Annotated in this window: 14 protein-coding genes; 6 read left to right on the top strand and 8 right to left on the bottom strand. The window is 53.9% G+C overall.

What is annotated here, in order from left to right; genetic code table 11:
* Positions 1 to 112 precede the first annotated feature (112 nt).
* The 8 genes from EPA93_RS17130 to EPA93_RS17165 form a co-directional block, all read right to left on the bottom strand.
* A complete protein-coding gene (locus tag EPA93_RS17130; protein WP_129888678.1) occupies positions 113 to 2,422 on the bottom strand; it encodes a xanthine dehydrogenase family protein molybdopterin-binding subunit in 2,310 nt (769 codons plus the stop codon).
* A complete protein-coding gene (locus EPA93_RS17135; protein ID WP_129888679.1) occupies positions 2,409 to 2,924 on the bottom strand; it encodes a (2Fe-2S)-binding protein in 516 nt (171 codons plus the stop codon). The genes EPA93_RS17130 and EPA93_RS17135 overlap by 14 nt, the downstream gene beginning before the upstream one ends.
* A gap of 93 nt (positions 2,925 to 3,017) precedes the next feature.
* Positions 3,018 to 3,926 carry an FAD binding domain-containing protein gene (locus EPA93_RS17140; RefSeq protein WP_165423200.1) on the bottom strand — a complete coding sequence of 303 codons (909 nt, stop codon included), beginning with the start codon at positions 3,924 to 3,926 and terminating at the stop codon, positions 3,018 to 3,020.
* Positions 3,927 to 3,945: 19 nt separating this feature from the next.
* A complete protein-coding gene (locus EPA93_RS17145; RefSeq protein WP_165423201.1) occupies positions 3,946 to 4,731 on the bottom strand; it encodes an enoyl-CoA hydratase/isomerase family protein in 786 nt (261 codons plus the stop codon).
* Between the two features lie 75 nt (positions 4,732 to 4,806).
* On the bottom strand, positions 4,807 to 5,253 hold the full coding sequence (locus EPA93_RS17150) for a VOC family protein (protein WP_129888682.1): 447 nt from the start codon (positions 5,251 to 5,253) through the stop codon (positions 4,807 to 4,809).
* A 109-nt stretch (positions 5,254 to 5,362) separates the two neighbouring features.
* On the bottom strand, positions 5,363 to 6,211 hold the full coding sequence (locus tag EPA93_RS17155) for a nitrilase-related carbon-nitrogen hydrolase (RefSeq protein WP_129888683.1): 849 nt from the start codon (positions 6,209 to 6,211) through the stop codon (positions 5,363 to 5,365).
* Between the two features lie 19 nt (positions 6,212 to 6,230).
* Positions 6,231 to 7,031 (bottom strand): SDR family oxidoreductase, encoded by an 801-nt coding sequence (locus EPA93_RS17160; protein WP_129888684.1) that lies wholly within the window; start codon positions 7,029 to 7,031, stop codon positions 6,231 to 6,233.
* Positions 7,032 to 7,115: 84 nt separating this feature from the next.
* Positions 7,116 to 8,537 carry an MFS transporter gene (locus EPA93_RS17165; protein ID WP_129888685.1) on the bottom strand — a complete coding sequence of 474 codons (1,422 nt, stop codon included), beginning with the start codon at positions 8,535 to 8,537 and terminating at the stop codon, positions 7,116 to 7,118.
* Between the two features lie 434 nt (positions 8,538 to 8,971).
* On the opposite strand from EPA93_RS17165, the gene EPA93_RS17170 reads away from it, so the two are divergent.
* From EPA93_RS17170 to EPA93_RS17195, 6 genes are all read left to right on the top strand, one after another.
* Positions 8,972 to 9,820: an IclR family transcriptional regulator gene (locus EPA93_RS17170; RefSeq protein ID WP_165423202.1), complete on the top strand. Its 849-nt coding sequence runs from the start codon at positions 8,972 to 8,974 to the stop codon at positions 9,818 to 9,820.
* Between the two features lie 148 nt (positions 9,821 to 9,968).
* Positions 9,969 to 10,883, top strand: coding sequence for an AraC family transcriptional regulator (locus tag EPA93_RS17175; RefSeq protein ID WP_165423203.1), 915 nt, complete (start codon positions 9,969 to 9,971; stop codon positions 10,881 to 10,883).
* Positions 10,884 to 11,363: 480 nt separating this feature from the next.
* Positions 11,364 to 11,726: a hypothetical protein gene (locus EPA93_RS17180; protein WP_129888688.1), complete on the top strand. Its 363-nt coding sequence runs from the start codon at positions 11,364 to 11,366 to the stop codon at positions 11,724 to 11,726.
* 22 nt (positions 11,727 to 11,748) lie between these two features.
* On the top strand, positions 11,749 to 12,480 hold the full coding sequence (locus EPA93_RS17185; RefSeq protein ID WP_242527429.1) for a class I SAM-dependent methyltransferase: 732 nt from the start codon (positions 11,749 to 11,751) through the stop codon (positions 12,478 to 12,480).
* 142 nt (positions 12,481 to 12,622) lie between these two features.
* Positions 12,623 to 13,303, top strand: coding sequence for a helix-turn-helix domain-containing protein (locus EPA93_RS17190; protein ID WP_129888690.1), 681 nt, complete (start codon positions 12,623 to 12,625; stop codon positions 13,301 to 13,303).
* A 143-nt stretch (positions 13,304 to 13,446) separates the two neighbouring features.
* On the top strand, positions 13,447 to 14,043 hold the full coding sequence (locus EPA93_RS17195; protein WP_129888691.1) for a dihydrofolate reductase family protein: 597 nt from the start codon (positions 13,447 to 13,449) through the stop codon (positions 14,041 to 14,043).
* The last annotated feature ends 88 nt before the right edge of the window (positions 14,044 to 14,131 follow it).

The raw sequence follows: 14,131 nt of genomic DNA on the forward strand, positions 1-14,131 counted from the left end.
CCATGATTGCAGAATTCCGCTGGCTTTTCTGCAAATGTTTGTTATGTCTTTATCCATTACAACCTTACATAGGGCCTTTCCAAGCGACTTATGATAACTAGAATGGGCAAGCCTATGAACTGTTCAGGTGTGGACGAGCCGTTCTTTTGCGCAAGAAGGCGCTGACGTTTTCAGGGCGAATGGGTAGCTGCGTAAACGCTTCTGGAGGTGCATCCAGGGCATTGGCAACCGCATTCGCAATAGCCGCTCCCGCGCCGGTAGTCCCTCCCTCGCCACTCCCTTTGAGGCCCAGCGGGTTGCGGCGAGAAGGCGCATCCTCTGTAATGATGACCTCCACATCGGGCACTTCACAGGCTCCTGGCAATAAATAATCCATAAATGTGCCGCTCAAAAGCTGGCCTTCTTCGTCATAGGCCAATTCTTCCAGCAGGGCGCCTCCCAACCCTTGAGCCATCCCACCTATGAGCTGCTCCCTGACCATGGCAGGATTTACGGCTTTCCCTACATCATAGGCAATCAGATATCGCTCAAGCGAAATCTGCCCTGTCTCGCTATCTATTTCGACTTCTGCTGCGTGCACGCCATATGGATAGGTCATATGCGTGACGTCGTAACGCTGGCTTACCTCTAAGCTAACCTCCAGCATTTGCGCATGAGCCGCGACCTGTTGCCAGTTCATCCGTCTAGCGGGGACGCCAGACATGGAAACCCCTTCAGGACCTACCTGTAGATCCAGGGCCGAGGCCTCGAAATAATCTTCGGCGACCCTGAGGATGCGCTTCTTTAGCTCTTCAGCGGCCAGATGGGCTGCCGTTCCACCAACTACAGTGCCACGGCTAGCAAAAGATCCTCCGCCCGCCGGAACTTTGTCGGTATCTCCATGCACGACTTTAATGCGCTCTGGCTCGATCCCAAGCTGCGCGGAACAAAGCTGGGCCAGAATAGTCTCCGTCCCCTGGCCAAGGGCGGCTAAGCCGGTATAGCAGGTAAATTGGCCGGCGCTATCAAGCACAAGGCGTGCATCTTCCCACGGTCCCAGGCCTGTCTTCTCGACAAAAAACGCCCAGCCTGACCCGCGCAAACGACCCTGCTTACGCGCTTCGGCTTTGCGTTGGGCAAATTGTTCCCATTGCATGCGCTGTTTAGCGATGGCGAGGAGCCGCTGATAATCGCCGCTATCCAGAATAACGTCCTCACCAAGGCCCTGGGTCCCTACGTTGTAGGGCATCTGCTCACGCGCTACAAAATTTCGCTCGCGCACAAGCGTCGGGTCCAGGCCAAGCATCTGGGCAACTCCTTCTATCAGCCGCTCGCGCACAAAGGTTCCCTCAAAGCGTCCCGGCGCACGATAGGTGCCGATGGGAGTCTTGTTAGTGACTACGACATGCGTGCGCAGTTGGAATGCAGGCCAGGCATAGGGACCGGGAAATAAAGCTTGCGTCAGGTCGGGTACGGTGACCCCATGAGTACGAATGTAGGCTCCTGTATCGACCCAGATCTCATCTTCCAGGGCTAATAGCTTTCCCTCATCATCAAAGCCTACGGTAAGCTGGTGGCGCTGCTCGCGCGAATGATTGGTGGCCCGCAAATGCTCCACGCGGTCTTCGATCCAGCGCAACGAGCGGTTGAGCTTACGCGCAATAAAGGGGATTAAAAAATCTTCGGGATAGAATTCACCGCGCGCGCCAAAGCCTCCTCCCACATCGGTCTCGACAAAGTGAAGCGAGGCCGGATCGCACTTAAGCATGCGCGCCAGGATAGCATGGTTGTAATGCACAACTTTGGTAGGGCCATAGACGTGCGTACGACCATGCTCATCGGGAATGGCCAGCAGACCGCGCGTCTCTAAAGGCACAGCTGCATGCCTCTGCACGCCTGGCTCCAGGCTTAAACGACGCGGCGCCTGCGCTAAAGCCCGGGTTGGTTCGCCTTTCTTGGAAATAAGCGTAAAGACATCGTTGCTGCCAAGAGCAGGGTGAATGAGCGGAGCGTCCACGCGTAGAGCAACTCGAATATCGGCAACAGCTTCTAACGGTTCATAATCGATCAAGAGTTCGTCAGCGGCATCCTCGGCCAGGTAACGCGAATGGGCAACGATAACCGCTACCGGCTCGCCGGCATAGCGCACCACATCCCGGGCCAGCGGCATCTGCAATGCAAGTTCCAGGGCCGGCGTAGGTGCCAATCTCATCGGAATGGGCATAAGATCAGCTGGTAGATCGTGGGCGGTAAAGACAGCAAGCACGCCTCGACATGCCAGTGCTGCCTGGCTATCTATCGCCACAATCCTGGCATGTGCATAAGGGCTGCGCACAACATACGCCTCAAGCATCCCGGGCACATACAGATCGGCAACATAACAGCCCTTACCAGCAAGCAGGCGCGGATCTTCAAGACGCTTGATTGCCTTACCAATGGCCATCGTTTTCTGCTCCGTTCGCTACCTTAGCCGTCTCTCGTAGACGTTCGGCGGCCCTCTCTACGGCTGTCACAATATTCTGGTAACCGGTACAGCGGCAGATATTACCAGATAAGGCCTCGCGAACCTCGGCGCGCGTAGGGGCAGGATTCTGCTGCAGAAACCAGGTCATTGTCGTCAGGATACCGGGCGTGCAGAAGCCACACTGCAGACCATGTTCTTCCCAGAATGCTTGCTGGAGCAGCGAAAGCCTCTCCTCGTCAGGTGCCAGACCCTCCACAGTCGTAACCTCATGGCCTTGAGCCTGTATCGCCAGCATCAGACAAGAGCGCACAGGCATGCCATCTACAAGAACTGTACAGGCGCCACACACGCCATGCTCGCAGCCAAGATGGGTGCCGGTCAGGCCCAGCACATCGCGTAAGGTATCAGCCAGCAGCAAACGCGGTTCTACATTCTCGACCCGATAGATATTACCATTAACCCTTAGTTCAAAAGAAAGCATTTGAGGCTCCAACTATTCCTACCTCCCGCAGCAAGCACTGCTTAGCAAACACGCAAATTAACTCATAGCTAAATCCATACATATATTCATCGCTCAGTGGAGCGAATCTATTGCTATCGCCACTTTTGCTTTCTGCATGGCACGTTCCAGGGCGCGATAGGCTAAGGTCTCTGCCAGTTCCAGGCGATATTCGGCGCTGGCATGGATATCGGCAGTAGGATCGAGATGATCTTTCACGTTATGGAGAATTTCACGTAAAACGCTGGGATCTGGAGCCTGCTTGAGAACAGGGACAAATAGATGGCTACAATCGATAGGAGTTGGGGCCGCACCGCCAATTCCCAGACGCACGGCAGCTAATGTGCCATCGGTACCCAGCGTCACCTGAGCCGCTGCCGCTACCAGGGCAAAGTCTCCGTGGCGCAAAGAAAACTCCTCGATAGCCTGACCACTTCCTGGCGGTAATACCGGCACAGTTACCTCAATAAGCAGCTCATTATCCTCTATGCCTGTGGTAAGAAAGGAAAGGAAGAACTCGCTGACCTTCAGTTCGCGTCGCTTCTCAAGGCTGGCCAACGTTACGCTTCCACCCAGCGTAGTCAACACCAGAGGTAGCTCTGCAGCAGGATCAGCATGCACCAGGCTCCCGCCAATAGTCCCGCGCGTGATGATAGCAGCGTGTCCAATTAACTTAACTGCCTCTACAAGCAGCGGGCAATGCTTGACAATTAGAGGTTGTAAAGCAAGCTGATAATGCCGTGTCAAAGCGCCAATGCGCAAGCAATCGTCCTCAAGACGTAGAGAGCTGAGCTGAGTAGAGAGCTGATTAAGGTCAATAATTATCTCAGGATGGGCCAGGCGCATATTCAACAAAGGCATCAAGCTCTGTCCACCCGCTAACAGCTTCACATCGTGTTTCTGCTCGCGTGCAAACTCTTGCAGCATTCCTAACGCAGCATCCACGTCGGTTGGAGCATAGTATGCAAAAACAGGTGGTTTCATCCCATCTCCTCCTAAGCCGTTAGTGTCCTGTGAAATGAGGTTTGCGTTTCGCGCGAAACGCCTGTACAGCCTCCTGAAAATCGGCAGTTTCGAAGCAGCGAATTGCGGCATTGGCATCGTCTATGGGAGCAGGCGCTGCAACTCCTGTCGTAATGTCATAGACAATCTTCTTGACCCAGGCCAGTGCCTGCGGTGCACGCTCCACAAATAATTCTCCTAGCGCCTGGGCTTCCTTGAGCAGCATGGCATGATCTGGCACTATACGCTGTAGCAGGCCAATACGCAAAGCCTCATCGGCATCTACAAGGCGGCTAGAAAGCAGGAGATCAAGCGCCCAGGACGGGCCAAGAGCCTCTACAAGCCTGCGGATATGGCCCCAACCAATCGTAATGCCCATCTTAGTAGAGGTAATACCTAGCCTGGCCCTCTGCGTGCCTATGCGAAAATCACACGAGACGGCAAGCTCAAGCCCTCCACCAATCGCATAACCGTCAATTGCGCCAATTACCGGTATCGGCAATTCTTTCAACAAGCGGCAGGTATCGTCAACTGACAGAAATGATTCTCGTGCGGCTTCAGGCGTGCGCTTTGTGTCTTCAAACTCCATAATATCTGCCCCAGAAGCAAAGGCTGCCTCTCCAGCCCCGGTAATGACCAGGGCTCGGATACCTGAACGCTCCAGCTCTTTAATTGCTTGCTGAAGTCCATACCACATTTCCAGGCTAATCGCATTGCGCTTCTCAGGACGATTAATAGTAATCCAGCCAACCGGTCCTCTTTGTTCTACAATCAAAAAGGTTTCCACATATGCCTCCCAGATAGATCGCAGGCATGATTGATCTGACATCATGACCGCCATGGCCTGGGCTCACCGGCTCTTCTACATGGCTAGTGAGCCGCGTTGCGAGATAGGAGTAACCAGCTCTGCAAGCATTCCCGAAAGAGCCTGTGGATTGAGAAAGGCAATTTGCATACCTCCCGCACCAGGGCGCGAGCTTTGATCTCCCATGGGGATGCCAAGATGTGCTAAGCGATCCAACTCATGATCGACATCATCCACGAGAAAGGCCAGGTGCTCTACGCCTTGGCCATGCTGCTGCAAAAAATTCCAGGCCGAGGTTCCCGGGCGCAGGGGCTGCAAAAGTTCAAGCTTCGTAGATCCCACCGCATGCACCGGACCGATGGGCAAAAAGGCAATTTTTAACAATCCATCGCCATATGTCTCGATGTGAGAAGGCTTCAGGCCTAAGGTTAGCTCATATTCACGCAGCGTGGGTTCCAGATTATGCACTACAATACCGATATGATCCAACAGACGAACGCTCATGTATCACCTGCTCCCTCTGGCCTGACCAGCATTGCCGGCTCATCTATCTACCACAGAGGAAGCCGGATGAGATGCTGCCATTAAAATAATCTTACCATGCATACCGAATTTATTCCTGCTTCTGTTTCCACAGCGAGTAACATTCCGGGCGTCTATCGCGCATAAGATCGCCAGCCGAGGCGATACGCTTGTCCCTGGCCCGCTCCACATCGAGCTCAGCAAGAGTCGCGCCGGCCTCATGCCCGCTCAAAGGGCCAAGAGCTACCTCGCCGCCGGGATGCACAGCAATGCTGGCCCCCAGAAAGGTTACTTCATCCTCACGCCCTACACGGTCCGCACACACCACAGCGATATGGTGCGCATAGGCATAGCCGATCGCGAGATGATTTTGTGGACAATAGCCGGCCTGATCCCATAAGATCCGTTTACCAAGCGAGGTCCAGGTAGTCGGGACAATCAATAGATCAATGCCGGCGAGAGCCAGGCTTAAGACCGCTTCAGTAAAGCGCAGATCGTAGCAGATGAGCAGTCCCGCTCGTATAGTAAGTTCTGGCAGTTCAAAGATCGCCAGTTCATTTCCGGCGAGCAGCCAATCGCGCTCCCAGGAGAAACGATGGAGCTTACGATAGTGCCCCACAAGACCACCGGGACCGACAAGTACAGCCGTGTTATAGATTCCATTGACTTCCTTCTCCAGAATCCCACCGGCAATATATGCATTATAGCGGACCGCAAGCTGGCTCCATAATGTAACGCTTGGTCCATAGAGTGGCTCGGCAAGCGCAGAAAGCATCTCAGGACTGCCAGGAAAATACTGGTAACTTGCGCACTCGGGAAGGACTACCAGTCTGGCCTCAGCCATAAACATTTTTTCAGCTTCCTGCATGGCCAAGGCGCGATTAGCCTCCACCGCGTCTATTCCCGTCTGGACATTTGGCTGCACGACGCCTACTTTCATTGTGCATCTCCGTCAGGCTCTAAACATCCATGATCGCCTTGCGCTGGTTCCCATCGATTGTAAGCGAGGTTCCATGCACAAAACTTGCTCGCTCCGAGGCCAGAAAGACTACCACATTGGCCACCTCTTGCGGAGTACAGATGCGTCCAAAGGCTATGGATTGCTTAGCCACGCTATCCGCCACCTCAAGTGAAATGTCTTTATCACGGGCAAACGCAGCAGTCAGGCTATCCCAGCGCCCGGTATCCACGGGTCCTGGATTTACCGAATTGATACGGATATTGTAGCGTCCATACTGATCGGCAAGCGCCTGCATCACCGCCAGATCCGCTGCATTGGCGGCTGTTCCGGTCAGCTCCCAGTATGAGGGTTTCACGCCATCATTGCCCACCACATTGACAATAACTCCGCTCCCGCGCTTGAGAAAATGGGGCACAATGCTCTTTATCATGCGCACATAGCCAAGAAATTTCAGGGCCAAGGCTTCGTGCCATGTCTCATCATCAATCTCGCTTAATAGCCTTCCAGGCGCAGCTCCAGCACAGTTGACAAGAATATCCACGCCAGCAAAATAATCAAGCGCTGCGTTCACAGCTTTCTGCGCGCCTTCTTCGCTGCGCAGATCAGCCTCAACTGTACATACCTTACAATTGGGAGCAATGGCCTCGATGGTGCTCCTGGCCAGCTCCAGGTCCGCAGGCGTACGCGCGCAAAGCACCACATGCGCGCCTTCTTGTGCGAACGTGAGAGCGACCTGTCGACCGATACCTTTACTACCGCCAGTGATCAGCGCTACCTTACCTTGAAGATGAAGATCCATAGTAGGTTTTTCTCCCTGAATGACTAGTCGATCTACCTCATTACAAGCTCTGCTAACTGATACACAAAACAATCGCGCTAAAGATTAGTATGAGCCGCCTTCCTCCGAAGAGCCACCCTGCGGATATTGTAAGGCCGGCTCGGCGACCTGCACAGCGACCCCTTCCTCTCCCACATGATCGAGTAGTTTGCCTTTAGTCTCGGGCATAGCAGCCCACATCCAGACTATGCTTACCAGGACAAAGAGTCCGATAACCCCGAAGGTGTTCGCAAGGCCAAAAACTGGCCAGAGCCAGGAGCCAAAGATGATCGGCACAAGGCCGGCACACACCCGACTCATTGTCGAGGCCCAGCCAAAGCCAGTGCCGCGCAAGAGCGTAGGATAGAGCTCAGGTACATAGGCCTGTATGGCAGGGAGGACCAATTCGGTAGTGAAGCCGAAAACCAGAATCCAGGTCTGCGCCATCGTTGGCAAATGGAGCTGCAAAGTGAAGATATACATGCTGATCGCCGCCAGTACACCACCTACGGCCACTACCCAGCGCCTACCGATTACCTCCACAAGCCAGGCGGAAACCAGTACTCCGACGATCCCGATAGCAGTTAAAAGGGTGGTGACCAGGAATGCCGCATAGGCCTTGTAGCCCTCACTCACCAGGATCGTCGGCAACCAGGTCACCACACCATAATAGAGCAGAAGGTTGCTCATAAAGAGCAGCCAGGAGCCGGCAGTAATCTTCAAGTTATAAGACCAGATAGCGCGAAATTGCGTAAAGAGCGTGCGCGTAGTCGAGGCCTCTCTTGCAGCTTCTGGCAGCGTCCATGCGGGCACGGTGACTTTTACGCGCTCGATGAGCCTTTGCACGACGGCCCGCGCTTCTTCACGACGGCCCGCACGGATAAGATAGAGCGGCGATTCGGGGATAGCCGTGCGCACCCAGAAGACCATTAAAGCAGGCAAGGCCATGAGGCCAAAAAGTAGACGCCAGTTATGATAAGGAGCAAGCAACGTCGCGACTAAGCCGCATAAAGTTCCCCCAATCGGCCACCAGACATCTAACGCAGTCAGCACAGTGCCACGATTTTTACTGGGAGTAAATTCTGAAACTACAGAATAATCGACAGGAATAAAACCGCCAAGGCCAAGACCGGCGATAAAGCGAAATATCAGGAGAAGGGTATAAGTAGGAGCAAGAGCGCACAGGAGCGAAAATATGGAGTAGACAAGCATGGTGTACATGAACGCTCGTTTGCGCCCGATCAGATCGGCAATAGATCCCCAGGCGAAAGCGCCCACAGCCATGCCGATCAGACCAGCTGAACCAAAAAGCCCAAGCTCCAACTTACTTACATGCCAGTCCGAGGTGGCCAGAAGTGGTATGACAAAGCCCGTCAATACTACTTCCCACGCATCAAACATGAAACCAAGCCCGCAGATCACAAATATTAGCCCTTGCGTATTCCAGCGCCAGGGTAGGTTCTGGATTACCTCATCGGCTGTCGCCATCTAATGCCTCCAATCAAACTATGACCGCTTGTGCCACCTTTAGCACAAGGAACTCGCAAGCGCGTGACGACCGAATAGTGAGAAAGGCGATGGTTCTACATAAATACAGCTGATGCCGCTACAACGCAGGCATAATCTTGGGGAAACGCACGATACTAGATGCACTAAGGAGTTTGCGCTACGAATCGGCCTGGAAGATAGATGATAAAGTGCAAGTAAGCTTCTCTCTCTGCACTTCGTTGCCGCTTGCCCTCTCCTGGTAAAGTTTATCTATTCGGGGCTTGCAATCTGCAGTCATTACTAACGCTGATAATTTTTGTCTCGCTGAGAGAGATGTCATCTCGCTGTTTGGTTGTATGTAGTATATAATGTGGTATGCAACCCTGTCAAGCTCTTTGCTTGCTCTTGTGGATCTAAGGATGGAGGAACAGGTTATGGACAATGAACGCAAAGTTACTACTTCAGCCCAGGCAGCCGGTAAAACGCCTAAAGTTGAAGCGGTCCTATTTGTCGACCAGATATTAAGCTGCTTTTCAGTTGATACGCCTGCGTTAAGCGGGGCCGAGATCGCTCGCATGCTCCATATCCCCAAGGCGCGCATTCATCGCTTTCTCATCAGCATGGAGCAGGTGGGCTATGTTCAGCGCGTGGCTGGCGCCGAGCGCTATGCGCTGGGCATGCGCCTCTATGCCCTTGGCATGCTAGCCGTCAATGGAGCAAACTATCTTGAGCGCATCAGCACCCGAGCCCAGGAATTATCAGAGCGCTACGGCTATACTGCGGTAGTTGGCGTGCTCGCAGATAACGAATTCGTCGCTGTGCGCACCTTCATGCCGGCCCGCAGCCTCGGTTTGGCCATACATACTGGTTTTCGCAGTCCCGCTTACGCCACGGCTCAAGGTCGTGTCTCCCTGGCTTTCCTGCCGGCAGAAAAGCTGCGCAGCTACTTCCAGACGACTGAGTTACGTTCCTTGACGCCTGAGACACTCACAGACCCCCAGGCCCTGCAGAACGAGCTGGCCATCATACGCCAACAACGTTTCGCCATCGCGCACAATCAGACTGCGTTGGGAGCCACAGCCATTGCCGCTCCCATCTTCGATATTCAGGGCCAGGTGATGGCTACGCTATCTCTCGTCTGGTTCACTGCGGAGCTTACGAGCCGCGCCGAAGAATTAGGTATACTCTTACGAGGCATTGGCCTTGAGATCTCGACCGAATTGGGATTTCGCATCCCCACTGCATGGAGAAGCGAGGAACAAAGCAGTACTATTATTGATTAAAGGCTTCAAACGCTTTCAACATAGAAATTTAGTATATCCTTCGGCTTATCCACAAACTCTTCAAGGCTGCAACTTGTGGAGTATCTATGCTATACTCTGAGAAATCTGTAAAATAAGCCCTTATTCGATGAAAGAGATGCTAAGCGGCATGCAGCATGTTCCTCAATCTACATCAACACACGACTTTGAGCGCTACACAATTACACCACCAGTTCTTTCCAGTTGGAGGACTGGTTGGCAAGGCATTATAGTCCGTGAGTTTCATGAGCCGAGGGAGGTTGAGAGTGTGCTCTTGCCAGCCGTTCCCGATATTCATCTTGTCCTGGTCATACAAGGTTCCATGTATTTTGAAAGCAGAGCTGCCAATAGCCCGTGGGAAGCGGTTTCCATCCATAAAGGTGACTTGTTTTTGACTCCTGGAGGAGGAGAACCATATGAACTACGCTGGCACAGTCAGTCAAGTGAGCCCATTCAGGCGCTCCATCTGCACCTTAGCGAGGGGCTCTTTGTCCGTAGTGCTCAGCAAGTTGCGGATTGTGATCCGGCCCACCTTCGCCTCAAGGAGCTTTCTGGCTTCCAGGACCCATTGCTGGCTCACACGGGCTGGGCATTGCGCTGGCAACTAGAGCAGCCCACCCCTGGCAACCATCTTTATGCTGAGACTGCAGCCCAGATGCTGATAGTTCACCTGCTCACCCACTATCTGACAACTGACATTATGGTCAAGCCACATATACGCAGGCTGACTCCCCGGCAGATGAAGCGAGTCACTGAGTATATCCTGGCCCATTTAGCCCAGCCGATCACGCTGGAGGCGCTTGCTCAGCAGATCGGCTATAGCACCTATCATTTTGCGCAGCTCTTTCGCGAGACGACAGGCTTGAGCCCTCATCAGTTTGTGCTGAGCAAGCGCCTTGAAAGAGCTCGGCATCTTCTAGCGCAGACGGATTTGCCCCTCGCACGAATCACTTTGGAAATTGGCTTTCAGAGCCAGAGCCACTTTACCCACACCTTCAAAAGCCACCTGGGAGTGACCCCGCGTCAGTACCGACAGCGCTTCTAAGCTGTCCCGTGTTTTCGACACGCTTCGCAAGAAAGTGACAGAATGCAAAGCTCTTTCTACAACTATCTTCAGCAGAACCTGCTGCCATAGAGATGGAACTTGACGAAATTGATCTTTCCCGCCTTGAAGCGCTTTCGCGATCTGCTGGCGCACGCTATGACGCAGCGGGCTTGCGCTAGATACAACTGATAAATACCTTACGAAGTGGATTTGGCCCGCAAAGGTGTAACAGTGCCCGCAATCTTGGACGCTGGGACACACGCTCCTGGACAAAACCGCTTCCCATCAGGTACACTTGCTCTCAAATCTGTAAATTGCCTTCCTTAATCGCGGGAACTGACAACCCATTGGAATGCAAAAGACGGATGCGCATGTCAAGCGGGGCTGCTCATGGTCGCGCCAGAAGTACAAGGCATTGATCTGTTCAAGATAGCGGGCCGCTCCATTTCAGGATGGGTTCCGAGCTACAAAACAGGCACGGTGATCAGACAGCCATTTTGTGGCCAGCTCGAAGAACGCTTCATGCTCTGGCTTGAGTATCATCCTCTGGTTGCCAGCTACGCGCGTGATGATATTGGCCCGAAGTTTGCCACGAAGTATCGACTGCCGATTCCACAACACGCCCCGTTTGCGATTGGCTACACGTTTGAGAACACCCCCATCATTACCTGCCCGATTTCGTGGGCACGTTGGACGTCGGAACACCGTTCCTCGCCGAGGTGGGCATGGAGGACAACAAACGGAGAGATCGTAATCTGCTCAAAGCCGAGGCCGCACGACGGCTTGCCAGCTTGCAACAAGGCATCTTCTGGATTGGCACCGAGCGTACATGCTATCAGATGAGCAGAAGAGAAAGAGAGGTACCGTGAAGCCTGACGCTCTATTTGCCGAACCCAAACTGGCCGAAATCTATGATCTCCTCGACAGTCGTCCAGACCGACCGGACCTCGCCCCATATCTCGCCATAGCAGACGAGTTCGGTGCACACTCTGTTATTGACCTGGGATGCGGAACCGGTAAGCTCGCCTGTCGCGAAGCCTCGCGAGGGTTTGAGGTTGTGGGCATCGGCCCGGCTACAGCTTCGCTCTCCGTCACTAAACGGAAAGCATATGGGCACCTCGTTCGCTGGATCACTGGCACTGCGGCGCAGCTCAAAGGATTGCAGGCCGATCTCATCACCATGACTGGCAATGTGGCACAAGTATTCGTAACGGATGAGGAGTGGATGACAACGCTTTGTGCGTGTCACGTCGCGCTTCGCCCGGATGGGCGGCTTGTCTTTGAGGTGCGTGATCCAAGCAAGAAAGCATGGAAGGGCTGGAACCGAGAACAGTCCTATCAGACGAATGAGGCCCCTGGAATCGGCGCGGTCGAGTCCTGGGTGGAGCTGATGAATGTAGAGCTACCACTGGTCTCTTTTCGCTCTACATTCGTGTTCCGAAAGGACGAGAGCGTGATGACATCCGAGTCAACCTTACGGTTTCGCACACGATCAGAGATTGCTGAGACACTTTTCCGTACAGGGTTCACGGTGGAATCAGTTCGAGATGCCTCCGACCGTCCTGGCTTAGAGTTCGTCTTTCTTGCTCACCGATGATAAAGGTGGCGCCGAGACCGGCGAAAGCCGAGTGGCAGATGAGGCTGACCTTCGTTCTCGCGTCTCAGCACCGCCGTTTGTTCTCATACAAGTCCGAACATCACCTGTGTAGAAAATCGTTCTCCAAAGGAGAAACTAAAACATGCTTTTTACCTCTGAGGTAAGATCGTCCGACTCGTCTTTTGTCCAGGCGATCTGGCGCACTCAAAGCCAGGGAACTGGATCTTTCCTTTCTCCTGCTGCGATCCATTGGGACATGCTCTTGATGAGATACAGGGGGAAGACGACCTTCACAGTGCAGGGGCCGGAAACGAAAGCAACCCGTGCATCTGTCCCGGCGGATGCCGAGTGGTTGGGCATTACGTTTCAACTGGGTACCTTCATGCCGGATTTGCTCCCCATCCGTCTCCTGGATAGACACGATGTGAACCTGTCTGAAGCAACCGGGAAATCCTTCTGGCTCTCCGGCTCGACCTGGGAATTGCCAACCTACGAAAATGCCGATACCTTCGTCTATCGCCTGATGCGCGCGGGGCTGCTGGTGCGCGATCCGCTTTTCGATCTTTTGATGCAGGTTGATCAGCCCAACCTCTCTGCCCGCGCCTTGCAGTACCGTTTCCGGCAGGCAACCGGACTGACGCACAAAACCGTGCAGCAAATTCAGCGCGCCCAGCAGGCAGCCACGCTGTTAGAGCAAGGTTACCCCATCCTCGATACGGCCTCCCAGCTCGGCTATTTCGACCAATCCCACCTCACGAACTCACTCAGGCGCTACATCGGGCAAACTCCCGCACAGATTTCGCGTGCCCAGCATATGGAGTAATTGCGTTTTTTTCCAAGACGGTGCCTTTGCATCGAGAGTATCATAGGTGCGAGTGGCAGGAAGGCGCTTAGCCGGACTTGGCGGCTGGCGCATCTCGGCCTAGTTTCACTTCTAGTCTAGATATGACGAACTGAGGAGGTTCTATGAGCAAGGTTGTCAGCGATATATCTATGTCCTTAGATGGATTCATCACCGGACCGAACGTGCGCGTCGGGAATGGGATGGGGGATGGTGGAGATCGGCTTCATGACTGGGGCTTCGACCCAAAGACGAAGACGGAGACTGACGCGAAGATTTGGGATGAAAAATCTGCCTCAACCGGAGCGGTCATTATGGGGAAGCGCATGTTTGACGTCGGATTCGAGCCGTGGGGCGATCCTCCGCCGTTTAGGATGCCGGTGTTCATAGTGACTCACGAAGAGCGAGAACCCCTGCCAATGAAGGGTGGTACGACGTACACCTTCGTGACGAATGGGATCGAGGCCACACTTGAGCTGGCTCGTGCAGCCGCCGGCGACAAGAATGTCGGCATTTGGGGTGGCGCGAACATCATCAGGCAGTATCTGAAGGCTGGGTTGCTGGACGAGATACAGATCCACCTCATCCCCATACTCCTTGGTGATGGCATTCGGCTCTTTGAGGGTCTCGACCCCGAGGGGATCGAACTAAGGAAGGCTCGCTCAATCGAGACACCAAGCGCCACCCACTTCCTGTTCGAGGTGGTGAAGCTGCGCACGTAATCTTGCGCTCCGCCGCACTCCTAATGTGGTGGTGAAGACGCGCATGAGTAGCAGGCGGAGCATATTCAGCTCGAAACGACAGAAATGA

The sequence above is a fragment of the Ktedonosporobacter rubrisoli genome, assembly GCF_004208415.1.
Lineage (GTDB): Bacteria > Chloroflexota > Ktedonobacteria > Ktedonobacterales > Ktedonobacteraceae > Ktedonosporobacter > Ktedonosporobacter rubrisoli.

Excerpts from the sequence above, each read along its gene's own strand:
- EPA93_RS17130 (WP_129888678.1), bottom strand. The coding sequence starts at position 2,422 with ATGGCCATTGGTAAGGCAATCAAGCGTCTTGAAGATCCGCGCCTGCTT.
- EPA93_RS17135 (WP_129888679.1), bottom strand. The coding sequence starts at position 2,924 with ATGCTTTCTTTTGAACTAAGGGTTAATGGTAATATCTATCGGGTCGAG.
- EPA93_RS17140 (WP_165423200.1), bottom strand. The coding sequence starts at position 3,926 with ATGAAACCACCTGTTTTTGCATACTATGCTCCAACCGACGTGGATGCT.
- EPA93_RS17150 (WP_129888682.1), bottom strand. The coding sequence starts at position 5,253 with ATGAGCGTTCGTCTGTTGGATCATATCGGTATTGTAGTGCATAATCTG.
- EPA93_RS17155 (WP_129888683.1), bottom strand. The coding sequence starts at position 6,211 with ATGAAAGTAGGCGTCGTGCAGCCAAATGTCCAGACGGGAATAGACGCG.
- EPA93_RS17160 (WP_129888684.1), bottom strand. The coding sequence starts at position 7,031 with ATGGATCTTCATCTTCAAGGTAAGGTAGCGCTGATCACTGGCGGTAGT.
- EPA93_RS17165 (WP_129888685.1), bottom strand. The coding sequence starts at position 8,537 with ATGGCGACAGCCGATGAGGTAATCCAGAACCTACCCTGGCGCTGGAAT.
- EPA93_RS17170 (WP_165423202.1), top strand. The coding sequence starts at position 8,972 with ATGGACAATGAACGCAAAGTTACTACTTCAGCCCAGGCAGCCGGTAAA.
- EPA93_RS17175 (WP_165423203.1), top strand. The coding sequence starts at position 9,969 with ATGCAGCATGTTCCTCAATCTACATCAACACACGACTTTGAGCGCTAC.
- EPA93_RS17190 (WP_129888690.1), top strand. The coding sequence starts at position 12,623 with ATGCTTTTTACCTCTGAGGTAAGATCGTCCGACTCGTCTTTTGTCCAG.
- EPA93_RS17195 (WP_129888691.1), top strand. The coding sequence starts at position 13,447 with ATGAGCAAGGTTGTCAGCGATATATCTATGTCCTTAGATGGATTCATC.